This is a genomic window from Pedobacter sp. WC2423 (assembly GCF_040822065.1).
GTDB lineage: Bacteria > Bacteroidota > Bacteroidia > Sphingobacteriales > Sphingobacteriaceae > Pedobacter.
The window spans coordinates 3,750,520-3,773,380 of record NZ_CP162005.1; the positions used below are offsets into that span (position 1 = coordinate 3,750,520).

23 protein-coding genes are annotated in these 22,861 nt (G+C 39.8%); 15 read left to right on the forward strand and 8 right to left on the reverse strand.

Annotated features, from left to right (window positions below; translation table 11 throughout):
• Positions 1–158 precede the first annotated feature (158 nt).
• Together AB3G38_RS15425 and AB3G38_RS15430 are read left to right on the forward strand one after the other, a co-directional pair.
• Entirely contained in the window at positions 159–1,430 is a 1,272-nt protein-coding gene (locus AB3G38_RS15425; protein ID WP_367864766.1) for a glycosyltransferase, read from the forward strand.
• Positions 1,431–1,448: 18 nt separating this feature from the next.
• A complete protein-coding gene (locus tag AB3G38_RS15430) occupies positions 1,449–2,201 on the forward strand; it encodes a glycosyltransferase family 2 protein (RefSeq protein WP_367864767.1) in 753 nt (250 codons plus the stop codon).
• Positions 2,202–2,222: 21 nt separating this feature from the next.
• Here the strand turns inward: AB3G38_RS15430 and AB3G38_RS15435 are convergent, their stop codons facing one another.
• Positions 2,223–3,440 (reverse strand): serine hydrolase domain-containing protein, encoded by a 1,218-nt coding sequence (locus AB3G38_RS15435; RefSeq protein WP_367864768.1) that lies wholly within the window; start codon positions 3,438–3,440, stop codon positions 2,223–2,225.
• A 16-nt stretch (positions 3,441–3,456) separates the two neighbouring features.
• A complete protein-coding gene (locus tag AB3G38_RS15440; protein WP_367864769.1) occupies positions 3,457–4,173 on the reverse strand; it encodes a 3-ketoacyl-ACP reductase in 717 nt (238 codons plus the stop codon).
• 175 nt (positions 4,174–4,348) lie between these two features.
• Between AB3G38_RS15440 and AB3G38_RS15445 the strand changes: the two genes are divergently transcribed.
• Together AB3G38_RS15445 and AB3G38_RS15450 are read left to right on the forward strand one after the other, a co-directional pair.
• On the forward strand, positions 4,349–4,675 hold the full coding sequence (locus AB3G38_RS15445; protein ID WP_367864770.1) for a hypothetical protein: 327 nt from the start codon (positions 4,349–4,351) through the stop codon (positions 4,673–4,675).
• 79 nt (positions 4,676–4,754) lie between these two features.
• Entirely contained in the window at positions 4,755–7,250 is a 2,496-nt protein-coding gene (locus AB3G38_RS15450) for a TonB-dependent receptor (protein ID WP_367864771.1), read from the forward strand.
• Between the two features lie 57 nt (positions 7,251–7,307).
• On the opposite strand, the gene typA is transcribed toward AB3G38_RS15450, so the two are convergent.
• Positions 7,308–9,110 carry a translational GTPase TypA gene (gene typA / locus AB3G38_RS15455; RefSeq protein WP_183868321.1) on the reverse strand — a complete coding sequence of 601 codons (1,803 nt, stop codon included), beginning with the start codon at positions 9,108–9,110 and terminating at the stop codon, positions 7,308–7,310.
• 229 nt (positions 9,111–9,339) lie between these two features.
• On the opposite strand from typA, the gene AB3G38_RS15460 reads away from it, so the two are divergent.
• Positions 9,340–9,999, forward strand: a complete 660-nt coding sequence (locus tag AB3G38_RS15460) for an oxidoreductase (RefSeq protein ID WP_367864772.1) — start codon at positions 9,340–9,342, stop codon at positions 9,997–9,999.
• On the opposite strand, the gene AB3G38_RS15465 is transcribed toward AB3G38_RS15460, so the two are convergent.
• The gene (locus AB3G38_RS15465) at positions 9,994–10,815 is read right to left on the reverse strand and encodes an alpha/beta hydrolase (protein WP_367864773.1); all 822 of its coding nucleotides are present in this window, start codon (positions 10,813–10,815) and stop codon (positions 9,994–9,996) included. The genes AB3G38_RS15460 and AB3G38_RS15465 overlap by 6 nt on opposite strands.
• 226 nt (positions 10,816–11,041) lie before the next feature.
• Between AB3G38_RS15465 and AB3G38_RS15470 the strand changes: the two genes are divergently transcribed.
• The 9 genes from AB3G38_RS15470 (at position 11,042) to AB3G38_RS15510 (ending at position 18,462) form a co-directional block, all read left to right on the forward strand.
• Positions 11,042–11,746, forward strand: a complete 705-nt coding sequence (locus AB3G38_RS15470; protein WP_367864774.1) for an esterase family protein — start codon at positions 11,042–11,044, stop codon at positions 11,744–11,746.
• A 42-nt stretch (positions 11,747–11,788) separates the two neighbouring features.
• Positions 11,789–12,955, forward strand: a complete 1,167-nt coding sequence (locus AB3G38_RS15475) for a RimK family alpha-L-glutamate ligase (RefSeq protein WP_367864775.1) — start codon at positions 11,789–11,791, stop codon at positions 12,953–12,955.
• 21 nt (positions 12,956–12,976) lie between these two features.
• A complete protein-coding gene (locus AB3G38_RS15480; protein WP_367864776.1) occupies positions 12,977–14,083 on the forward strand; it encodes a carboxylate-amine ligase in 1,107 nt (368 codons plus the stop codon).
• Positions 14,080–14,910, forward strand: coding sequence for a type 1 glutamine amidotransferase (locus tag AB3G38_RS15485; RefSeq protein ID WP_367864777.1), 831 nt, complete (start codon positions 14,080–14,082; stop codon positions 14,908–14,910). The genes AB3G38_RS15480 and AB3G38_RS15485 overlap by 4 nt, the downstream gene beginning before the upstream one ends.
• 1 nt (position 14,911) lies before the next feature.
• The gene (locus AB3G38_RS15490) at positions 14,912–16,105 is read left to right on the forward strand and encodes a hypothetical protein (RefSeq protein WP_367864778.1); all 1,194 of its coding nucleotides are present in this window, start codon (positions 14,912–14,914) and stop codon (positions 16,103–16,105) included.
• Positions 16,106–16,155: 50 nt separating this feature from the next.
• Positions 16,156–16,314, forward strand: a complete 159-nt coding sequence (locus tag AB3G38_RS15495; protein ID WP_367868771.1) for a FeoB-associated Cys-rich membrane protein — start codon at positions 16,156–16,158, stop codon at positions 16,312–16,314.
• A 17-nt stretch (positions 16,315–16,331) separates the two neighbouring features.
• Positions 16,332–16,919: a Crp/Fnr family transcriptional regulator gene (locus tag AB3G38_RS15500; RefSeq protein ID WP_367864779.1), complete on the forward strand. Its 588-nt coding sequence runs from the start codon at positions 16,332–16,334 to the stop codon at positions 16,917–16,919.
• Positions 16,920–17,005: 86 nt separating this feature from the next.
• Positions 17,006–17,536, forward strand: coding sequence for a YceI family protein (locus tag AB3G38_RS15505; protein WP_367864780.1), 531 nt, complete (start codon positions 17,006–17,008; stop codon positions 17,534–17,536).
• 53 nt (positions 17,537–17,589) lie between these two features.
• A complete protein-coding gene (locus tag AB3G38_RS15510; RefSeq protein WP_367864781.1) occupies positions 17,590–18,462 on the forward strand; it encodes a pirin family protein in 873 nt (290 codons plus the stop codon).
• A 72-nt stretch (positions 18,463–18,534) separates the two neighbouring features.
• On the opposite strand, the gene AB3G38_RS15515 is transcribed toward AB3G38_RS15510, so the two are convergent.
• Genes AB3G38_RS15515 through porV form a run of 3 tightly spaced genes read right to left on the reverse strand, consistent with a single transcriptional unit; the run spans position 18,535 to position 20,468 of the window.
• Complete coding sequence (locus AB3G38_RS15515; protein WP_367864782.1) at positions 18,535–18,750, reverse strand: hypothetical protein; 216 nt, start codon at positions 18,748–18,750, stop codon at positions 18,535–18,537.
• Between the two features lie 44 nt (positions 18,751–18,794).
• Positions 18,795–19,271, reverse strand: coding sequence for a 2-C-methyl-D-erythritol 2,4-cyclodiphosphate synthase (gene ispF, locus AB3G38_RS15520; protein WP_367864783.1), 477 nt, complete (start codon positions 19,269–19,271; stop codon positions 18,795–18,797).
• Positions 19,272–19,283: 12 nt separating this feature from the next.
• Positions 19,284–20,468, reverse strand: a complete 1,185-nt coding sequence (gene porV, locus AB3G38_RS15525) for a type IX secretion system outer membrane channel protein PorV (RefSeq protein WP_367864784.1) — start codon at positions 20,466–20,468, stop codon at positions 19,284–19,286.
• 218 nt (positions 20,469–20,686) lie between these two features.
• Between porV and AB3G38_RS15530 the strand changes: the two genes are divergently transcribed.
• Complete coding sequence (locus AB3G38_RS15530) at positions 20,687–22,291, forward strand: SUMF1/EgtB/PvdO family nonheme iron enzyme (protein ID WP_367864785.1); 1,605 nt, start codon at positions 20,687–20,689, stop codon at positions 22,289–22,291.
• 68 nt (positions 22,292–22,359) lie between these two features.
• On the opposite strand, the gene AB3G38_RS15535 is transcribed toward AB3G38_RS15530, so the two are convergent.
• Complete coding sequence (locus AB3G38_RS15535; RefSeq protein ID WP_367864786.1) at positions 22,360–22,860, reverse strand: biotin/lipoyl-containing protein; 501 nt, start codon at positions 22,858–22,860, stop codon at positions 22,360–22,362.
• Position 22,861: the final 1 nt, after the last annotated feature.

Here is a 22,861-nt window from a genome sequence, read left to right on the forward strand (position 1 = left end):
TATGGAAGAAAAATATGTTTTTTTATTGATTTTGGGAGACGTAAAATTAATTATATTCAAGGGAAAACAGTTAAAAAATTAAGAAGCCGATGAAATTTAGGTGATAAATTGTTCTTGGCATCGAATAAAGGATAACAATTATATGTAATTTTGAACTGTTGAAGATAATCCATTTAAATACATACGAGGGAAACGGTGGGGCTGGAAGAGCTTGCCTCCGGTTAAGTGATGCGCTGCTGGCAAGTGGCGTTGAATCCCGTGTGATGGTGTTTTACCAGTTTAAGGAGAGCAGCAAAGCGGATTCGTTTAGCAAAAGCCTCTTTCAAAAGGGAAGGGCCATTTTCAATATTCTGGTGGAAAGGTACCTTGCCAAATTTTTAACGAAAGCATTGAAAACACCTTTTTCTTTGCAGTGGTTTGGCCGCTCTGTAATTGACAATGCTGCATTGAAGGATGCGGATCTGATTCATATTCACTGGATTAATCATGGTTTTTTAACACCGAAGAAACTGGCCGAGCTGGAAGAGCTTGACAAGCCGATCGTCTGGACTTTTCATGATAGCAATGCTTTTACAGGGGGCTGTCATGTGAGATATGCTTGTGAGAATTTTCATAAGCAGTGCGGGTCTTGTCCGCTGTTAAAGATTAGCGGTCCGAATGATATTTCTCACTGGAACTGGGTAAGCAAGAAAAAAGGATATGCGAATCTGGGTTTTCATATTGTTGCACCCAGCCGCTGGATGGCAGATTCGGTAAAGTTCAGCAGCTTGATGGGCGCAAGAGAAACTACGGTTATTCCGAATACTATTGAGACTAATGTTTTTAAGCCTTATGTAAAGGCTGAAGCGAAGAGGTCTTTACATATTAATCCTGATAAGTTTGTTTTAATGAGTGGTTTTATGCCTTCTAATCATGACAAACATAAGGGAACTGCTTATTTGATTGAAGCGATGAACGATCTGGCCACCAGACCGGGTATTGTTAAAGAGAATATTGAATTACTGATCTTTGGCAATAAGGATCAGACTCATGTGCCTGTTTTCCCTTTTAAAACTACTTATCTGGGGAAAATAGATAATGATGCTCACCTGGCGAAATGTTATTCGGCCGCCGACGTGTTTATTACGGCTTCTCTGGAAGATAATTTACCGAATACGGTTATGGAGAGTCTGGCCTGTGCAACTCCGGTAGTGGCCTTTAAAACAGGTGGGATTCCGGACATGGTCGAACATCTGGTGAATGGCTATCTCGCAGCTTATGAATCTGCTGAAGATCTGGCTACTGGTATGGAGTGGTTATATCATGAGGAAAATGCGGCAGAGATTCAAAAGGAGGCCCGTTTAACTATACTTAAACATTTTTCTGAGGCCGTTATTGCCGATAAACACATTGCTTTATATCAATCCCTGATCAATTTACATCCACGTTAATCAATTATAACTTATTTCATGTTGCAGCCAAAGCTAAGTGTCATTACCATCGTATATAATAATGTAAGGGATATCGAACGTACTATGCTTTCGGTGTTAAATCAGACATACCCTAATATTGAATATATCCTGATTGATGGCGCTTCAACGGATGGAACAAAAGATATCATTTATAAGTATAAATCCCGCCTGGCTCAGTTTATTTCTGAAAAAGATAAGGGAATTTATGATGCGATGAACAAAGGATTGAAATTAGCCACCGGCGATTATGTCTTGTTTATGAATTCAGGGGATGAAATTTATGCACCTGAAACGGTAACGGATATTTTTGAGACTGCACCGGGAGCCGATATCTATTATGGGGAAACTGAAATGTTTAATGATAACTGGCAGAGTTTAGGACAAAGGAGACACCGTGCGCCAGAATGTTTTAGCTGGCGCAGTTTTAAACATGGGATGAGTATTAGTCATCAGGCAATTTATGTGAAACGCAGTTTAGCGGAGCCTTATGATTTAGAGTACAAATACAGTTCAGATATTGACTGGATTATTAAAGCGGCAAAAAAGGCATCGAGTATTGTGAATACACAGCTTTATGTAGCAAAATACCTGGTTGGCGGAATTTCTAAACAAAAGCATTTTGCGAGTTTAAAGGAACGTTTCCTCATTTTCCAGAAGTATTACGGATTGATTCCAAACCTGGTTAATCATTTCTGGATTGCGATCAACCTGACGCAGTATTATGTGAAGCATAAGAAAACAAATGATTAATTAATTTTACTACGATTTGGTTTACTGACTGATCGCTGATTCTAAAGGCGGATTCTCTGGATAAGTAAAAGGTAAACCTGATAAATAACGACTAACCTTTCTGAAAGGATATCCTCCTGCCCCTTTTTCTGAAAACTGAACAATGATGGTATGAGTTGAAGGATCAATGTATAACCTTTGTCCTCTCATTCCTTCTGCGGCATAATCTCCGGTCACCCCTTCTTGCGGAACCCACCATAGATAGTGATGAGCCGATTTTTGCCAGCCCTTAGCGTTTGCAGGAACTTCATTTCCCAGACTAACAGACTGACCAACCCATTGTTCCGGAATTACCTGATTACCGTTATATCGGCCTTTATTCAGGTAGAGACGGCCCAGTTTAGCTAAATCTATTGCGGTAGACTGAAACCTGCTGGCAGTATTGGGGAATCCATTCGGATGATCCAGTCCGAAACTTGCCGGATAAGCAGTACCGATTTTCTTCCAGATTTTATCTTGAAAGTAAGTAGCAGCCTTTTGCCCTGTTGCATTTTCCAGTGCCCAGGTTAATAAGAAAGCATCTATACTTTTATACTTCCATACGGTACCAGGTTTGTTTGCGAGCTTTACCTGAAGCAGCTCCTTTTTAATGTCTTCGATATAATAGTATTTAGCCTCATCTGATAAAAAAGCAGCGATAAGACCTCCGTAAACATCTTTAAACTCCAGCCCTGATTTCATCTCCAGTAAATTTCTGAGCGTAACCTGATCAAATGCAGGGTTGCTTTTAAGTTCAGGAACATACTGGATCAGGCGATCATCCAGGCTTTTAATCCTGCCTGCTGCTAAAGCTTCGCCTGTCATGATAGATACCATCGTTTTGGCAACAGAGAAAAGTGTGGTCAGCGTGGTATCGCTATAACCCGGGGCAAATTTCTGATAGATAATCGTATCATTCCTGATGACCATAAAAACTGTAGCCTTCCCGTCTTTCAGGTAGGTAGTCAATGGAACGGATTCATTTTTCCAGTTCAGTACATGAACAGTATCCAGGTCATCCCGGTTGACTGCTGCTTTAACGAAATTAAAAGCGGTATCTGAAGGCTGGATAATGGCTTGCGGGAATATTTTATAGGTATTGGCATCGGGAGACTGATACCGTAAAACACGCACCAGTTCAGGGCGCCAGGTAAACAGCAGTACAAAAAGAAGCACAATCACTAATGTTATGGCCGCAAGCCAGTAAAAAATCCGTTTCATATCAGAGGTTGGCAGATTATGGGTTGGTAGACCAAAGTCCCGCTTCCTTTACGAAAACTCTGCGGTTTAATTTCAATTGACTCACCACTAATTCTGCAAGATCTTCTGGCTGCATTACTTTGTCCGGGTTTCCGTCAGTAAGGTTCAGCTCTTTAGCCATATCTGTTGCGACTGTACTTGGAGTTAAGGTTGTCACACGGATATTATGTTTGCGAACCTCCTGCATCAGTGATTCAGAAAGACCAATTAATGCAAATTTAGAAGCACTGTAAGCACTGGTCACCGCAGCTCCGCGCTGACCGGCTGTAGAAGAAATATTTACGATGTCGCCGGTTTTACGGTCTATCATCTCTGGCAAAACGGCCCGGGTTACGTAATAGGCACCGAATAAATTAACTTTTACTATTTCTTCCCATCTGGCTGGTTCTAATTCCATGAACGAACCAAAAGAGCTGATACCTGCATTGTTGATCAGAATATCTAAAGCACCTAAATCAGTCTTTACTTTCGCCACAGCAGTATTTACAGCGTCTATTGAAGCAACATCTGCCGTTACGACAGCCACCTGAACATTAAAAGTTTTGAGTTCTTCCGCTACATTTTGTAAATCAGCTGCTGTCCTTGCAATCAGTCCGACATTTACCCCCTCTTGCGCAAGAGCGATCGCCAAAGCACGACCAATTCCTTTACCAGCACCTGTAATCAATGCATTTTTTCCTTTTAATGATTCCATGATATTATTTATTGAGCTACAAAACTAAGAAACTTTGCAAAAATCACCCCTTTATCTATTGTACAATTGAAGAACTAACTAACGAACAGCAACGCAATAAAAAGTAACATTGTTGCATTTACAATATATTATGGTTAATATTGCCAAATAACATAATGAAAGATATAATATACTCATGAGAAGCCGTATAAGTCATCGTATACTTTCCTGCTTTTTCCTATTATGTCTTTTTGCGGGACAGTCGATTATTTATGGTCACCTGCATCAGCATAGCACCTTTTCAGCTTTACATCATACACAAAAACCAAGGCCATTCAATACCATACGGGTCAGGTGCCCTGTTTGTGATCTGGCTGTCCATTCTGTTATTGCCATTGAACATGTCAACTCACCGTTTATCCTGGACAGTGCTGTATTTTACTGGAAAGACATCCTTCAACATTACAAAGGTATTTTCCTGAGCCATTCTGACGGGCTCTCCCCTCCTTTAGTTTATTCCTGATCTTAAACCCAGTCTGGGTGCTGCCACTATATCCTTTTATAGCCGGCCTTTCGATATATAGCATATTTATATAAAATTTATGAAACATAAAACATTTTATACAGGGCTTTTTATGCTCTTACTTTTCACTTTTTTTAAGCACTCTTCCTATGCGGCAAATATGCCTGCAAGTACATTAACAAGTTCTCTGACCGGGATAATAACTGATAAGGCAGACCATAAACCGATTCGCGGGGTAACCATCACTATTCCTGATCTTAAGATAGGGAATGTCACTGATGCCAGCGGTAAATACTTCCTGAGTCATATGCCTAAAGGTGCTTATCTGATACAATTCAGTATGATTGGCTATGCAACAGTTGTACGTACAGTCGACCTTGCAAAAATCAGCAGTCTGGATATTCAGATGGAGGCTTCCACCATCGAGGCAGGTGAAGTGGTAATTACAGGCGTAAGCAGGGCAACTGAATTAAAAAAGAGCCCTATTCCAATTGTTGCAGTAGGTAAAGTATACTTAGATCAGCGTGCAGCTTCGGGAAACATCATTGATGCTATAGCTAATTTACCAGGAATCAGTGCGCTGACTACCGGTCCGAATGTTTCCAAACCTTTTATCCATGGACTGGGCTATAATCGCGTGGTCACTTTACAGGATGGTATCCGCCAGGAAGGTCAGCAATGGGGCGATGAACACGGTATTGAAGCAGATCAGAATTCTATTGACCGTATAGAGGTTATTAAAGGCCCGGCCAGTTTATCCTACGGCTCCGATGCTATAGGAGGTGTAGTTAACCTGATTACGCCTGCCGCAGTGCCTGAAGGTAAGATCCTGGGATCATTACAAGGAACATATGGCACAAATCAGGGATTGGTTAATGGATCATTCAGGTTATACGGAAATCAGAATGGCTTGGTTTGGGGCACCATTCTTTCCGCTAAACAAGCTAAGGATTATCAGAATCAGCACGATGGCAGAGTTTACAATACCGGGTATAAGGAAAAAGATGCCAGGGTAATGGTGGGCCTGAATAAATCGTGGGGATATACACATATCAACGCTTCAATTTTTGATGATTTACAGGAAATTCCCGATGGGAGCCGTGATCCTGCAACCCGTAAGTTTACGAAACAGCTTACAGAAGACACAGTCAGAACTATTGTTTCTCCTTCAGAACTGAATTCTTATAAGATCACACCATTACATCAGCGTGTTCAATTATACCGGGTCTATAGCAATAGTAATTTCATTTTGGGTAATGGAAATCTGGTGGTTAATTTAGGCTATCAGCTGAGTCACAGAAGAGAGTATACACATCCGACTGAGCCCGCTATACCTGGATTAAATCTCAACCTGACTACCTATACTTACGATGCAAAATATAACTATACTTTGGGAAATGGCTATGAAACATCGGTCGGATTAAATGGTATGTATCAAAAAAATACACTGGGACAAAGTACTGATTTCCCAATACCAGCCTATAAGCAATTTGACATTGGCCCGTTTGCTATTGTAAAAAAGAGTTTTGGTAAGTTAGATCTTTCGGCAGGTCTAAGATATGATAGTCGTTCATTTAACGGACAGGCAGCCTATGTTGATACAACGAACGCTACTTTTCCAGCCCTTTACCATGGCCCGGATCCAACTTCCGCTCCCAATGTGGTTTCACAGTTCAGTGCCTTAAAGAAAACATTTTCAGGTCTTTCCGGAAGTCTTGGGGGTACTTATAACTTTTCTGATCAATTCCTGCTGAAGGCAAATATAGCAAGGGGTTTCAGAGCACCAAGTATAGCCGAACTTTCGGCCAACGGGTCTGATCCTGGTTCTCAGATCTATCATATCGGAAATAATAATTTCAAACCCGAATTTAATGTTCAGGAAGATATCGGTGCCATACTGAATTTATCAAATGTTACAGCAAGTTTAGAACTATTCAACAATAACATTCAGAATTATATATTCCAGGAGCAACTACTCAATGCAGATGGCTCACCCGTTCTTACTCAAGGCTACAACACTTTTAGCTATGTACAAAGTAAAGCAAGGATCAATGGAGGCGAGTTCAGTCTCGATATCCATCCGTTGCCATGGCTTCATTTTGAAAACTCAATCTCCCTGACTTATGGTCACAATCTGGGTAATGGCGGCCCGGTGCCAGATAGCCTGAAATATCTCCCTTTTATTCCGCCATTGCATACACACAGTGAATTGAGAGGAAATTTCAATAAGGCATTTGGAGGTAATATCAGAAATTGTTATGCTTTTGTAGGATTTGATCATTTTAGCGCCCAGGATCATTTTTTTGGCGCTTATGGTACGGAAACCTATACATCCGGTTATAATTTACTAAGTGCCGGAATAGGTGGCAGTCTGGTCAATAAAACGGGTAAAACAATAGTACAGATCTTCCTAGAAGGCAGAAACCTTGCCAATGTGAACTATCAGTCAAATGTGAGCAGGCTAAAGTATTTTGATAACAAGGATGTACCAGCCGGTGTACAACCTGGTATTTTTAACATGGGACGGAACATTAGTTTTAAGGTAGTCGTTCCTTTTGATCTGTCTGCACATTAACTAAAAGAGGGTGTCTTCAAAATGAAGACACCCTCTTAATACTCAATTTATAAGGACTTAGAAGTTTTTACCTTTTATTTTACGTTCACCTTCAGTTAAGTAGATTTTACGTAAACGCATACTTAAGGGAGTGATTTCAATGTACTCATCAGCCTGGATATATTCCATTGCTTCTTCCAGAGAAAACTTAATTGCCGGAGCAATACGGTTACTATCATCTGTACCTGATGCACGCATGTTAGTTAAAGCTTTTCCTTTAACAATGTTAACTACTAAATCATTATCACGGATGTGCTCACCCATAATCTGACCTTCATAAACATCAACACCCGGATCAACGAAGAAACGGCCACGATCCTGTAATTTATCAATTGAATAAGCTGTTGTACTTCCTTTTTCCATAGAAACCAATACACCATTCAATCTTCCAGGAATAGTACCTTTCCAAGGCTCGTAAGCTTTGAAACGGTGAGCCATAATAGCTTCACCACCTGTAGCAGTTAATACGTTATTTCTTAATCCAATGATACCACGTGCAGGGATTTCAAACTCTAAATGTTGTAAATCACCTTTTGGCTCCATGATCAACAGTTCACCTTTACGTTGTGTAACCAGCTCAATTACTTTACCAGCAACTTCACCCGGTACGTCAACGATCAGTGTTTCAACCGGCTCACATTTCTTACCATCAATTTCTTTGATAATTACCTGTGGCTGTCCTACCTGGATTTCGTATCCTTCGCGACGCATAGTCTCGATTAATACTGATAAATGCAGAATACCTCTGCCGTATACTAAATAAGCATCAGGAGATTCTGTTTCTACAACTTTCAAGGCAAGATTTTTCTCCATCTCTTTGTACAAACGTTCTTTGATACGTTGAGAAGTAACAAATTTACCTTCTTTACCGAAAAATGGTGAGTTGTTGATTGTGAACAACATGTTCATAGTCGGCTCATCAATTTTGATAACTGGTAATTGCTCAGGAGCTTCAAAATCAGCAATAGTATCACCGATGTCAAATCCATCAATACCTACAACTGCGCAGATATCACCTGAAAATACTTCAGTAGTACGAATTTTACCTAATCCTTCGAAAGTGTATAATTCTTTTACTCTTGATTTTACCATTTTACCATCACGTTTGATTAAAGTAACCGGCTGGTTTTCTTTAATCGATCCGCGGTGAACACGTCCAACTGCAATACGACCTACGAAAGATGAATAATCTAACGAAGTGATCTGCATTTGTAAAGTTCCTTCAATTAATTGCGGAGCTGGAATGTTAGCAACAACTGCATCTAATAAAGGGAAAATATCTGTAGTTGGTTTAGTGTAATCAGTACTCATCCATCCTTGTTTAGATGAACCGTAGATTACAGGGAAATCCAACTGATCTTCTGTAGCTTCAAGGTTAAAGAACAATTCAAAAATCTGCTCATAAACCTCTTCAGGACGACAGTTTTCTTTATCTACTTTATTTACAACAACAATAGGCTTCAAACCTAAAGCCAATGCTTTTTGAGTTACGAAACGAGTTTGAGGCATTGCACCTTCAAACGCATCGCATAACAACAATACACCATCAGCCATTTTTAATACACGTTCAACTTCACCACCGAAATCGGCGTGACCAGGTGTATCAATGATATTAATTTTAATATCTTTATACATTACTGAAACGTTTTTGGAAACGATGGTAATACCACGTTCTCTCTCCAGGTCGTTATTGTCAAGTATTAAGTCACCTGTTTGCTCGTTGTCACGAAAAATAGAACAAGTGTGTAAAATCTTATCAACCAATGTAGTTTTACCGTGGTCAACGTGTGCTATAATAGCTATGTTTCTTATTTTTTGCATAAAATGCGCCTAAATTTTGGCGCAAAGATAACGTAAATAATTGATATATCAGCCTATTACCTAGGACTATGTCAATATATTTCGCATAAAAAGCAATCCGGACATTAAATTTCTTTTCATCTTATTCAAAGATGATTATGTAACAAAACTGTCTGATCAGCGAAGAAAAAAATCGATAAGGCCTGTTTTTTAACAGAAAAAGTGATCTTTAAAGATTGATACTAGAGATATGAAAGCAATACTGGTTGGTGCAAGCGGATCTATAGGCCGCAGTTTACTACAGGACTTATTAAATGATACACATTATAAGGATGTGCTGGTGCTGGTACGCAAAAAATTAACTGTTCAGCACCCTAAATTAAATCAACTGCTGATAGATTTTAGCCGGTTGAGTGATTATGCAGCAGAGATTAAAGGAGACGCCGTTTTTTGCTGCCTCGGTACCACCAAAAGCCAGACTCCCGACCAGCAGCAATATCGTCAGATAGACTATCAATATCCGCTGGATATCGCCTGGATAGCACATACAAATGGTGCAGAAAGTTATCATTTAGTCTCGGCAATGGGCGCCGATAAAAACTCTTCTTTCTTTTACAACAGGACAAAAGGAGAAGTGGAACGTGACCTGAAGGCAGTTCCTTTTAAGAGCATCCATATTTACCGTCCTTCATTACTGGATGGGGAAAGATCACAAAAACGTTTCGGGGAAGGTATCATGAACAAGCTGATGCATTTAATCAATCCGCTTTTAGTAGGTAAATGGAGAAAATACAGAAGTATTAAAGTAACGGCTGTAGCTAAAGTAATGTTAGCCCAATCTCTGAATGAGCAGAAAGGAATATTTACACATCCTTCCGATCAGATTCAGGCGCTGAGTGACGTGTTATAAAAACGTTTTTCTTGGAAATGCCCAGTATAAAAACGAAGGTAATGCTTTACCCCAGGTGGCCACATTATGCTTCCCTCCTACCATTTCATAGTAGAAAATATCATCTTGTCTTTTATATCCCTTTTTGGTTAATTCCTTGATAATATCAATCGTATCATCTATAGAGTCAATGATAAAATTACGGTTACGGTCTGCGATTTCATCTTCCGTTCCGGTCATTAACCAGAATTTTACTGCAGGCTTTCCTTCAGTGTCCCTGATCACCTGGTGCATAATGCGGTCATCATCTGTATAGCCGTCCTTCAGATCTTTTTTTCTCCACCAGAAAGAACCAGAGAAAACCCCGGCAATATCAAAGAAGTTATCATTTTTCCATACGATATCAAAAGCTGTCAACCCACCCAATGAACATCCTGCGAATGCACGCTTGCCCAGAAAAGGCATTCCTGTTTCTTTTTCCAGATAAGGCAATAATTCAAGCGTAATGAATCTGGAATAGGCATCGGCCTTACTGCCTCTTGCTGCAAAATCCAGGACACCGGCTACACCATACTCCTGAAGCCGCTCCTGGGAAGCTTTAATTGCAACCACAACCACGGGTTCAATTTTCTGCTCTTCATATAAACCGCTCAGTGTCTCCTGCAAGTTTAATCCTGCTGCATCCTGCCCATCGTTTAGCAGCAATAAGTTTAACTTTTCATTGCCCAGCAAACCGGAAGGATAAAATAATTCTATTTCCACTACACGCTGTAAGTGAGCGGACGCTAATTGACGGACAACAGGGTTTAACCCAAGAACTGACTTAGTAGTATACATAATTCAACGAATTCCCTTTCTCACAAATTCCCTGCAAATTTAACAATCTCCGGAAATAATTTATCTATTTTTTTGACAGTAAAAGCAAGTCAATCTCATTCAGTTGATGTTTTTGCCTGGAAACTTATACAGCTTTATTGAATTGATAACAGATAAGAATAAATTGCCAAAACCTTTTGGGTTTGAATGAGTTTTACATATCTTCAGTATACTAATCGGGAAAGGCGTGAAAGAAGAATATAAGAAATGGTACAGTCCTAATTTAAGCGGCGAGATAGAACTTCTGATTTATGGCCATAGCGGTCAGCCTGTGCTACTTTTTCCAACAAGCAAAGGCCGCTATTATGAAACAAAAGATTTTGGCCTGATTGCTTCTGTACAACACCTGATTGAACAGGGAAAGATCAAAATATATTGTCCGGACAGTGTCGATGCATTGAGCTGGTATAATAAAGATATAACTCCGGCTGCACGTGCACACAATCATTCCTGGTATGATAAAATGCTCGTTGAAGAACTTTTTCCGCTTGCAGTTCAGGAAACAGGTTATCAGAAAGTGGTTACAGCCGGCTGTAGTTTTGGCGGTTATCATGCGGCAAATTTCGCATTCAAACATCCTTCATTAGTAAGTCATCTGTTCAGCATGAGCGGAACGTTTGATATTACTCCGCAAACAGATGGTTTTTATAATGTTGATATTTATTATAATAACCCTGTTGATTTTCTTCCCGGGGACCAGGATCCTGACTTATGGAATATGCATATTATACTGGGCACAGCAGAACGGGATATTTGTAAACCTTTCAATGAACGTTTATCAGGCATTCTTCATCAAAAACACATCAGCCACTGGCTGGATATCAGGCCCGATGCTGACCACGACTGGCCAGTATGGCGGGCAATGTTCCCGGATTATTTAGCAAGACTATAAACAAAAATCATAAAAGCTACTATCACCTAATTTTAAAAATCTATGAAGAAAATAGGCATCTTATTCGGACAGGAACGATCATTTCCTGAAGCCTTCGTGAAACGTGTAAATGAATTAGGAGGCAAAGATTTCCAGGCAGAATATGTCAGCATTGATAAAGTATTTCAGGCAGAACCATTGGATTATGCCGTAATTATTGACCGGATTTCTCAGGATGTCCCTTTTTACAGAGCATCGCTGAAAAATGCAGCAATTACAGGAACAGCAGTGATCAACAATCCTTTTTGGTGGAGTGCTGATGAAAAATTTTTCAATAATGCACTGGCTGTCAAATTAGGAATACCAGTCCCTAAAACCGCACTGATCCCTTCTCATGCCAGACCGGATGACACGAATGAAAATTCTTTCAGCAACCTGGCTTTTCCTTTTGACTGGGATAATATTTTTGAATATACAGGCTTTCCAGCCTATATGAAACCTTTTGACGGCGGCGGCTGGAAAGAGGTTTATAAGCTAAACAATAAAGAAGAATTTTTCGAGAAACATAGTCAGACGCATCAGTATGTGATGATGCTACAGGAAGAAATTGAGTTTGACGAGTATTTCAGATGTTATTGTATTGGAGGAAAATATGTACGTATCATGCAATATGAGCCGCGTAATCCTGCACATTTAAGGTATGCCGTAGATCATAAGCCTTCGAGCGAAAAACTGTTAAAGACAATTCAGGATTACGTGATTAAGCTAAATCAGTATTTAGGATACGATTTTAACACGGTAGAATTTGCAGTACGCGATGGGATTCCTTATGCTATTGATTTCTGCAATCCTGCGCCGGATGCAGACATTGCAAGTGTAGGACAGGAGAACTTTGACTGGGTAGTGGATCATGCCGCGAAATATGCAATAGAAAGAGCAAAAGCGCAGGTTGACGGACAGGATAACTTAACTTGGGGCGAATATGTGAAATCAGCTATTGCTGGAAAACCATTGACTGTCACAGGAAAGCCGGCAAAAACAGTTACGGCTGAAGCAGCAAGCTCAGCAAAGCTTAAAGCAGCAAGCTCAGCAATGCCTAAAGCGGAAAGTTCAGCGGAACCAAAATCAGAAAGTCCGGCGAAACCTAAAGCAACAGCAAACACTACTGAACCCGCTAAAAAAGCAAAAACGGCAGCAACTGGCAAAACAGCAACAGCAAAGAAAAAATAGATTCAATAAGGAGGTTTCAAGATGATAAATGAATTTACGCTCGGTGTAGAAGAAGAATATATGGTCATTGACCCGGTTACGCGCGAGCTAACCTCTCACGATCAAAAAATAGTAGAGGCTGCGCAAAAAATCCATAAGGATCAGGTAAAAGCCGAAATGCACCAGGCGGTTGTCGAAGTCGGAACTGGTATTTGTAAAAATACAGAACAGGCACGTCTTGAAATATCCCAGCTGCGCCATACGGTATCTGTACTTGCGGGTGAACAAGGGCTGCGTATTGGTGCCTCAGGAACTCACCCGTTTTCACATTGGGAAAAGCAATTGATCACAGAACATCCAAGATATAGCGAAATTGTCAATGAACTTCAGGAGGCAGCGCGTTCCAATCTGATTTTTGGTTTACATGTTCACGTAGGATTTCAATCACGGGAACTGGCCATTCATATTGCCAACCAGGTTCGTTATTTCCTGCCCCATGTCTTTGCTTTATCTACAAATTCACCTTTTTGGGAAGGAAGAAACACCGGGTATAAATCCTACAGAACTAAAATCTTTGATAAGTTTCCAAGAACTGGTATCCCTGATGTGTTCAATAGCATCGAAGATTATGATAACTACGTTAAGTTATTAATTAAAACCAATAGTATTGATAATGCCAAAAAGATCTGGTGGGATATCCGTGTACATCCTTTCTTTGAAACCATTGAATTCAGAATTTGTGACTGTCCGATGCTGATCGATGAAACGATGGCTTTTGTAGCTTTATTTCAGGCCCTCTGTGCCAAACTATATAAGCTTCGTCTGCAAAACATGAGCTTTATCAATTATTCAAGAGCACTGATCAATGAGAATAAATGGCGGGCAGCCCGTTATGGAATTGATGGAAACCTGATTGATTTTGGGAAAGAAATGGAAATCAACTGCCGTAATCTCGTTTTAGAATTATTAGATTTTGTGGACGATGTGGTGGATGAACTGGGTTGCAGAGAAGATCTGAATTATATCCATAAGATTCTTGAAAATGGAACAGGTGCCGACAGGCAGCTGGCAATTTATTCGCAGACGGGGAGCTTTGAATCTGTGGTAGATTATATTACTTCACAAACTCTAATCGGGGCACACGGATGACAGAACAGCTAAAAGAAATAAAAGTTGCGGTAATAGACATGAATAACGGATTCCCCAACCAGGGTTTGAGAGGTATTCTGAGTATTGTATCCACTTATAAAGAAGAACATGCCCTGAATTTATCCATTCAGGTATTTGATCTGAGGGTAAAAAATGAGATCCCGGGAACAGAATTTGATATTTATATTTCAAGTGGTGGCCCCGGCAGTCCTTATGAAGGAGAAGGCCAGGCGTGGGAAAACTCGTTTTTCAATTTACTGGATGCTCTGGAAGCCTATAATCAGGCACACGAAGATAAAAAATATGCTTTCTTAATTTGTCATTCTTTCCAGATGGCCTGCCGCAAATATGGCTTAGGCCTGGTTACAGAACGAAAGTCTAATGCTTTTGGAATTTTCCCGGTCACGCTCACAGCACAGGGAGAAAATGATATTATCTATGCGGGACTGACTAATCCATTTTTCGCAATTGATAGCAGAGACTGGCAGGTCGTAGATGCAGAAGATGAAACTTTCCATGCAACCGGAGCAGAAGTTCTGGCCCTGGAAAAAGAACGTCCCCATGTTGATCTGGAACGCTGTATCATGTCTATTCGTTTCTCTAAAGAATTTGTAGGTACACAATTTCATCCTGAAGCAGACCCGGATGGAATGAGGTTATATCTGCTCGAAGAAGAAAAGAAAAAAAACATTATTGCTGCCCATGGAGAAGAAAAATACCTGGATATGCTGGAAAGTCTCGACAATCCGGACAGGATTCTGCTGACTCAAAAAACTATATTACCCAATTTTTTAACCGAAGCTATTCAATCTCTTAAAGAAGCCTGATATGGTCCGTACTTACAGGGAATATTTTAACCGGAACTTTACCACAGACAAATATGTAAACTTTTTACGTGTGCTTGGCGAAGACTATCCACCATTAACCATCAGATTTGCTGAAACACCTGTATTCATCCCTGAAGATTTAAAAAATCAGCTGATCGAAGCCGGTGAAGAGATTATAAAATTGATCAAACAGCCTGATTTTAAATCGCTTACTGATAGCGCTATTCCTGAAGAATGGATAGTTCCCAATGAAAATGATCATCCTCATTTCCTGGCCTTTGATTTTGGCATTTGTAAAGATGAACACGGGCGGTTGGTGCCCAGGTTGATAGAGATGCAGGGCTTCCCTTCTTTATTTGGCTTTCAGCCACATCTCGCCGATATTTATAAAGAGACTTTTGAACTGGATAAACTTGCTGATTTCAGCCCGTTTTTTCACGACATGGATCAGCAAAATTATATCGCTTTATTGAAAAAAGTGATCCTGGGGCCTTTTGAACCAGAGGAGGTTGCCTTAATGGATATCGATGCACCCAATCAGAAAACGGCTATCGATTTCTTTGTCACAGCAAAACATTTAGGGATCCCGATTCTAAGCTTAACGGATATTTTTAAAGAAGGTGATCAGCTATTTTATAAAGAACAGGGCAAAAAAAAACGGTTAAGAAGGATTTATAACCGCCTGATCTTTGATGAGGTAAGTACGCAGCAAGAGCTATTTAAACTCAGTTTTGACCCGAGAGAAAAACTTGACATAGAATGGATTACACATCCTAACTGGTTTTACAGAATCAGCAAATTCACCATGCCATTTTTAAAGAATGAATTTGTACCTGAAACCCGGTTTTTAAATACTATTGAAATCATCCCCGAAGATTTAGATAATTACGTCCTTAAACCCTTATTTTCATTTGCAGGAATGGGCGTGATCATAGATGTCACCAAGGCCGATATCAATGGGATAGCTGATCCTGAGAATTGGATTTTACAGCGAAAAGTGAATTATGAACCTGTTGTTCGATCGCCTGATGGCCTGGTTAAAGCAGAGCTCAGATTACTTTATATCTGGCCGGATGGAGAAGAGCCGCAATTGTGTATTAACCTGGCCCGTTTAAGCAGAGGAAAAATGATCGGCGTACGTTATAATGCCGATTTTGACTGGGTAGGCGGCACTGTGGGACTGATGACCCGGTAAATTTACATTGAGCAGACTCCCTGAATAAATCAATTGATTATAATTGTATGATGGATATTCAAGCTATTTTAGTAGGACTTTTATTTGTTGCAGCACTATTTTATATAGGCCGCATCATTTATCGCGCTGTATCCCCAAAAAGTGGCGGATGCGGATCTAATTGCAAATGTGGTGTAGATTTCTCTACTATTGAAACTAAGAATAAATAGTTTTCATCTCTATCAATATGTTCCAACAGCTTAAAGATTACCTGCAAAAAAGAATTACAGTAACTGACGAGCAGTTTGAACTGATTTCAAGAGATATTAAGGTCAAGGTTATTGAAAAAAATCAATTGCTGGTTGCACCTGGTGAAATCAATTCCAAGGGCTATTTTGTGACTGAAGGGCTGTTACGCTGCTATTCTATTGATAGTAAAGCAAAGGTCAATATTATTCAGTTTGCTCCTGAAAACTGGTGGATGTCTGAAAGAAACAGCCTTTTCAATGAACCTTCCGATTTCTATATTGATGCTGTAGAACGCACAACAGTATTACAAATCCCTAAAAACTACTTCGATGATGCTGCAAAAAACATCCCTTGTTTTGCTGATCTTAATTATACCATGCTAAACAATTCGATCCGCTTTATGCAAAAAAGGATCAATATGTTATTAAGTGCAACTGCTGAAGAAAGATACCTTGATTTTATCAAACTATATCCTAATCTGACACTCCGTGTACCCCAATGGATGATTGCCTCCTATCTGGGTATTACACCAGAATCTTTAAGCAGAGTACGTAAAGACCTCGCACACAAACATTTCAAAGTTTAACTATTTCTTATCATACATCAACACCCACACCCAACATTAGCTTTAGATTTGTGTTATAATAAAAATCAATATTAAAACTAAAGATTATGGCAACTACTAAATGGGTACTAGATCCAACACACAGTGAACTTCAATTCAAAGTAAAACATTTGATGATCTCTACCGTTACCGGTAGCTTCAATGAATTTTCTGCAGAATTAGATACAGACAATGATGATTTCGAACATTCAGCTGTTTCTTTCAAAGCAGGTGTAGATTCTATCGATACAGGTAATAAAGACAGAGATGGTCATTTAATAGGTGGTGATTTCTTTAATGCTGCTGATTTTCCGGTTGTTTCTTTTGTTTCGACTTCATTCACTAAAGATGGTGACGATTATCAATTGAAAGGTGACCTGACTATCAAAGATGTAACTAAACCAGTTACCCTGGATGTTGAATTTGGCGGAACTGCACAAGACCCATGGGGAAATACTAAAGCTGGTTTTACTATCAAAGGAAAAATTAATAGAACTGATTTCGGTCTGACTTATAATGCAGCATTAGAAACTGGCGGTGTAATGCTAGGTGAAGAAGTTAAAATTTTAGGTGAATTGCAATTCGCAAAACAAGCGTAATTAACTCCTCTCTTTAAAACCTGAATTATTCCTTTTTATAAAAACGATTGCTTATGGAAACCACTATAAAATCTGTTTCGGCTGTTTTAGCCGCACCAGCACCACATATGGTCGGTGATGGATTTAAAGTGAGCAACTTTTTTCCGGGAGGCTATAAAATTAAAATGAGCCCTTTCTATATGCTCGATTTTAATGATAAAATAGATCTTCCTCCTACTCATCAATTACGCGGCGTTGGCGTTCATCCGCATCGTGGTTTTGAAACGGTGACCATTGCTTATCATGGTGCTATTGCGCATCATGACAGTGCCGGAAACAGTGGGATTATTTATCCTGGTGATGTGCAGTGGATGACAGCAGCAAGCGGTATCCTCCATAAAGAATATCATGAAAAGGAATTCAGTAAAAAAGGCGGACCTTTTCAAATGGTTCAGCTATGGGTAAATCTGCCGGCTAAAGATAAAATGAGTAAACCTAAGTATCAGGCGATTCAAAATGATACAATCGGCAGCTATGTTTTACCATTAAATGCAGGTACAGTAGAAGTTATTGCAGGCCAGTATATGGATGTTAAAGGGGCAGCAACTACCTTCAGCCCGATGAGCGTATATAATGTGCGTTTAAATGCTGATGGAGACGCCACCTTTAGCTTTCCAGCTGATTTTAATACAGGAATATTGATTGTAGAGGGAAACCTGGTGGTCAATGGGGAGCAAGCAACCGGAAATGAGTTCGTATACTTTAAGAATGACGGGGAGGAAATTAAGGTTAAGGCGGCACAAGACAGTATTATCCTGGTATTGAGTGGTGAACCTATTCACGAACCAATTGCCCAGTACGGACCATTCTTAATGAACAACCAGGCAGAAATAAAACTGGCAATAAGCGATTATAATGAAGGTAAGTTTGGTTACTTAGAAGATTAATCTTACAGTAAACCAGGCGCCGGCAATAAAAGCAGAAAGCCGCTGATTCTTAGGATTCAGCGGCTTTCTGCTTTATTTTTTAACAGGCTTGGAGTGATCTGTCTGCAAACTATCAATTAGCGTGGTATCAGAACTCTTTTGCTGAGCTGGCTGTGAAGAAGCCTTAATACTCGTATCTATTTTTACTGAATCAGGAACTTTCTCGCTTCCTTTATCACCCATCGTACAAGATGAAATAGAAAGCACAGTTATTCCCGCTATGAGTAAACATTGGAATGAATTTTTCATAATAATGGTTTTTCTAAACAACCCCATGCAGCGCCAATTGTTTTTTATTTTTCAATCAGGCAGACTGCATAAGCAACCACCCCTTCTTCCCGGCCAATAAAACCCATCGTTTCATTGGTGGTCGCTTTAATCGAAATATCTTCTGTTGACATGCCTGTAGCCTCTGCAATATTTTGCTGCATCTGTGGAATATGCGGATTTATTTTCGGTGCTTCCAGACAAAGCATCGCATCGATATTTCCAATGCTCCAGCCTTTCTCTGTCAGCAATTTCACTGTTTCCTGTAAAAGGATAATACTGCTGATCCCTTTCCACCTTGGATCTGTATTTTTAAAATGGAAGCCGATATCGCGAAGATTCGCAGCTCCTAACAAAGCATCACAAATTGCATGTAATAAAACATCGGCATCTGAATGTCCAAATGCCCCCTGATGGTGCTCAAGATTTACTCCTCCAACCACAAATGGATGACCACCTTTTAACTGGTGTACGTCGAATCCAAATCCTACTTTAATCTTCATTTTTATTTATATTTATTTACTGGTATCCCCCAAATTAAACAATAAGGTAAACCTTAAAGTATTCGCCAATGGACTTTTTCCTGCACTTGCAGCCAGGTAAGATACATCGAAATTAAAACTTTCATATTTAAAGCCTGTACCTAAAGTAAAATATCTTCTGTCCCCTTTTTGAGGACTTTCATAAAAATACCCGGTTCTGAGCGCAAATTTCTTATTGTACCAGTATTCCAGCCCTGAAGCGATATTGATCTCCTTTATTTCTTCGTTAAAACCTCCTGGTGCATCAGTGAATGAACCAAATATACCGGAAGGAACTGAACGGTCAGGATCCCGGCCAGACTGTATACTTCCATCCTGGTTATAAACCGGCTGGGTAGGTACTAAAAGTTTATTGAAATCCAGTGCAAGCGTTATTTCATTATAATCATCCAGAATGAGCGTCGCAGCTCCCCCGATTTTCAGGTTTGTCGGTAAAAAAGCACTCTGGCCACCATCTACATAACTCATTTTTGTACCAATATTTGAAATATTTGCTCCAGCAGACACAATTGCATCATGTCCAAGCATATAAGTTGGCTTCCTGAAATAAGCAGAAACATCCACCGCAAGAGATTTACCCGCTTTTGATTGCTGTCCAACGCCAAAATTCCCGGCAGCCAGGTTTGAATAAATATATCTGACAGAGGTTCCCAAAGAGAATGAATCTCCAAAACGACGCGCAAAAGTTGCATCAATAGCTAACTCACCTGGATTTGAAGTACCCAGCTCTTGCTGATTCGCATCAGTCAGCTGTATTTTACCCAGGGAAAAGTAACGCATTGAAGCAGCTAAAGTTGTTCTGTCATCCAGTTTATAAAACCCACTCAGATAGCCTAAATTAATATCAGAAACAATACTTCTCAACCATGGGCTGTAAGAAGCCGAAAACCCGTATTTCTCCTCCAGAAAAGCAAGCTTGGAAGGGTTATTACTACCAGAATTTGCATCTGGTGAGATCGCCACACCGGCCTCTCCCATCCCCCCGGCTCTTGCATCAGGCGTGATCAGTAAAAATGGAACTGCCGTTTTCAAACTGTTAAACCTGCTGCCGTTACTTTGGGTTTCTGGTGTCTGTGCCTGCAGAGAGAAAGTTTCCACAGCAAAAAAGAAGCAAATCAATAGAAATCTTGAAGAGCACTTCAGTTTTATTATCCTCATTAATTGATTTTCTTTTTCAGGTTCATAGATGGGTATGGGTCAGTGTTGACTCTCTTTTTCAAATATAATTTAAATAAGCAATTTATTTAATTTAAGACTTAACATTTGTGCGCATATATATTGCAAGATGTTAATCTATGATGATATTATTCAATTATTTTGTTTCATCGATCTTTTTTTGTGTAATTTTAACAGTTAGAATAGCTCAATACGCAACTATGGAAAAAACATACCTATATTCATTTGCTTTTTTATTGTCTGTTTCCTCAATAATTTCGTGCACATCGAAAAAAAATGCAACCTCCGAAAAGACAGGATTAGCATACAATAGACCAGAAAACGGAGGGTTTCAGGTAAATAACAAATTCAAACGAGGACCTGGTCCTGGACTTGTTGAAATTGAAGGTGGCGTATTTGTAATGAGCGGAAGCGCGACCAATGTTCCGGGACAGGAGCTTAAAGATTATAACCACAAAAGAGAAACGACTGTATCTTCCTTTTATATGGATGAGACTGAAGTTTCCAATACCAACTGGTTAGAATACCTGAACTGGATCAGAAAAGTTGATCCGACTAACTACGAATATTATTACAATGAGTTACCTGATACGCTGGTTTGGCGCAGACCTCTTTCTTATAATGAACCTTACGTTGACAATTATCTCAGACATCCTGCTTATCAGGATTATCCTGTAGTAGGTGTGAGCTGGGAACAGGCGCAGAGATATTGTGAATGGAGAACAGATATCGTCAATGAATCTCTTTTAAGAGAGCAAAACTATATGACCAGTTACAAGGACCTGAACGGTACCGGTAAAAATGGTAAAAAAACAAATGCGGCAGCTACTGCGGCTAAACCAACCGGTCCTTTCAATACGGACATTTATTTAAATGGCCAGTATGACGATAAAGGAACCAAAGCCATGAAAGATTTCAGCCCTGCGGCTACTGCTGCCAATGCAAATGCCAAGGGACAAAAGGGTGGTGCAACAAGAAATGTAAGGTTAGAAGATGGTATTATCAAACAACCTTACCGGTTACCTACAGAAGCTGAATGGGAATATGCAGCTTTAGGTTTAATCGGAAATACGAATTACGAGAATATCTCCAGCAATAAGATTTATCCCTGGGATGGTCTGGGTATCAGTTCTGCGAAAAACAAGACCCGCGGTTTAATCCTTGCCAACTTTAAAAGAACTAAAGGTGACTATATGGGAGTTGGCGGTACACTGAATGATAAAGGAAGTATAACCGTTCCGGTTCGTTCTTATGTACCAAATGATTTCGGTTTATACAATATGGCTGGAAATGTGAACGAGTGGGTAGCCGATGTTTACCGCTCTAATACCTTTGCAGATGCAGATGCTTTAAACCCATACAGGGGAAATTACTACCAGGACAAAAAAGTTGCTGATCCGCTAACCGGAAGATTAGAGAAAGATGCTTACAACAGACCAATTAAGACTGCTGCGGTATCTGGTAAAAAACAAACCTGGGCAGAAAAACAAGCTGCAACTGCTAAAGCTGACACTGTGCAAAATTCATATGCAGACAAAAGAGGTTTCCGTGATGAGGAAAGCAAACTATATGGTGAGATTACCCTGGTAAACAATAAATCAAGAGTTTACAAAGGTGGCTCATGGGATGACCAGGCATTATGGTTAAACCCTGCAACCAGACGATTCTTACCACAAGATGAATCTACTGCTGATATTGGTTTCCGCTGTGCGATGACCATGCTGGGTGCTTCTGAGATCCGTTCTGTCGGAAAACCTCAGTTTAAGCCTAAACAGCAAAAGCCTTTCAATGCGAAAAAGAAATAATATAAGCTCATAAAAAAAGAGGAACCTTTCAGTTCCTCTTTTTTTATGTAAACAATTCGGGTTGTTACTTATACAAATTCTATCAAAACCTGGTTCTTTTCTACTTTATCACCTTTGCTGACATAGATCTTTTTGATTACTCCTTCAGTCACTGATTTCAGCATATTCTCCATTTTCATAGCCTCCAGTACCAGCAGACTGTCACCTTTCTGGATCTCCTGCCCTTCAACCACACTGATATTTAACACTAAACCCGGCATGGGTGCTTTAACTTCTTTGGCTACTTTCCCACTTCCGGCAGCCATTCCCATTGCCTTCAGTAAACTGTCAAACTGATCTTCGATACCGACCTCATATAGTTTCCCGTTTATTTTAACAACTGAAGTTTTATCTTCATGGTTCTCAGAAACCACTTCAGCATTGTACGATTTATTTTTATAGATGAAATGCAGGTGTCCATCCTGAAGCTCCCTTACATCGACCGGAATTGCTTCACCATTCAATTGTAAAGTATCATTTACAGCCGATAAATCGAAATCATAAGTATCATTTACTTTTATCTTATACATA

What these genes read in the sequence shown, in the direction of transcription:
- AB3G38_RS15430 (WP_367864767.1), top strand. Translation starts at nt 1,449, where the DNA reads ATGTTGCAGCCAAAGCTAAGTGTCATTACCATCGTATATAATAATGTA.
- AB3G38_RS15435 (WP_367864768.1), bottom strand. Translation starts at nt 3,440, where the DNA reads ATGAAACGGATTTTTTACTGGCTTGCGGCCATAACATTAGTGATTGTG.
- AB3G38_RS15440 (WP_367864769.1), bottom strand. Translation starts at nt 4,173, where the DNA reads ATGGAATCATTAAAAGGAAAAAATGCATTGATTACAGGTGCTGGTAAA.
- AB3G38_RS15445 (WP_367864770.1), top strand. Translation starts at nt 4,349, where the DNA reads ATGAGAAGCCGTATAAGTCATCGTATACTTTCCTGCTTTTTCCTATTA.
- AB3G38_RS15450 (WP_367864771.1), top strand. Translation starts at nt 4,755, where the DNA reads ATGAAACATAAAACATTTTATACAGGGCTTTTTATGCTCTTACTTTTC.
- typA (WP_183868321.1), bottom strand. Translation starts at nt 9,110, where the DNA reads ATGCAAAAAATAAGAAACATAGCTATTATAGCACACGTTGACCACGGT.
- AB3G38_RS15460 (WP_367864772.1), top strand. Translation starts at nt 9,340, where the DNA reads ATGAAAGCAATACTGGTTGGTGCAAGCGGATCTATAGGCCGCAGTTTA.
- AB3G38_RS15465 (WP_367864773.1), bottom strand. Translation starts at nt 10,815, where the DNA reads ATGTATACTACTAAGTCAGTTCTTGGGTTAAACCCTGTTGTCCGTCAA.
- AB3G38_RS15475 (WP_367864775.1), top strand. Translation starts at nt 11,789, where the DNA reads ATGAAGAAAATAGGCATCTTATTCGGACAGGAACGATCATTTCCTGAA.
- AB3G38_RS15480 (WP_367864776.1), top strand. Translation starts at nt 12,977, where the DNA reads ATGATAAATGAATTTACGCTCGGTGTAGAAGAAGAATATATGGTCATT.
- AB3G38_RS15485 (WP_367864777.1), top strand. Translation starts at nt 14,080, where the DNA reads ATGACAGAACAGCTAAAAGAAATAAAAGTTGCGGTAATAGACATGAAT.
- AB3G38_RS15490 (WP_367864778.1), top strand. Translation starts at nt 14,912, where the DNA reads ATGGTCCGTACTTACAGGGAATATTTTAACCGGAACTTTACCACAGAC.
- AB3G38_RS15495 (WP_367868771.1), top strand. Translation starts at nt 16,156, where the DNA reads ATGGATATTCAAGCTATTTTAGTAGGACTTTTATTTGTTGCAGCACTA.
- AB3G38_RS15500 (WP_367864779.1), top strand. Translation starts at nt 16,332, where the DNA reads ATGTTCCAACAGCTTAAAGATTACCTGCAAAAAAGAATTACAGTAACT.
- AB3G38_RS15505 (WP_367864780.1), top strand. Translation starts at nt 17,006, where the DNA reads ATGGCAACTACTAAATGGGTACTAGATCCAACACACAGTGAACTTCAA.
- AB3G38_RS15510 (WP_367864781.1), top strand. Translation starts at nt 17,590, where the DNA reads ATGGAAACCACTATAAAATCTGTTTCGGCTGTTTTAGCCGCACCAGCA.
- AB3G38_RS15515 (WP_367864782.1), bottom strand. Translation starts at nt 18,750, where the DNA reads ATGAAAAATTCATTCCAATGTTTACTCATAGCGGGAATAACTGTGCTT.
- ispF (WP_367864783.1), bottom strand. Translation starts at nt 19,271, where the DNA reads ATGAAGATTAAAGTAGGATTTGGATTCGACGTACACCAGTTAAAAGGT.
- porV (WP_367864784.1), bottom strand. Translation starts at nt 20,468, where the DNA reads ATGAGGATAATAAAACTGAAGTGCTCTTCAAGATTTCTATTGATTTGC.
- AB3G38_RS15530 (WP_367864785.1), top strand. Translation starts at nt 20,687, where the DNA reads ATGGAAAAAACATACCTATATTCATTTGCTTTTTTATTGTCTGTTTCC.
- AB3G38_RS15535 (WP_367864786.1), bottom strand. Translation starts at nt 22,860, where the DNA reads ATGTATAAGATAAAAGTAAATGATACTTATGATTTCGATTTATCGGCT.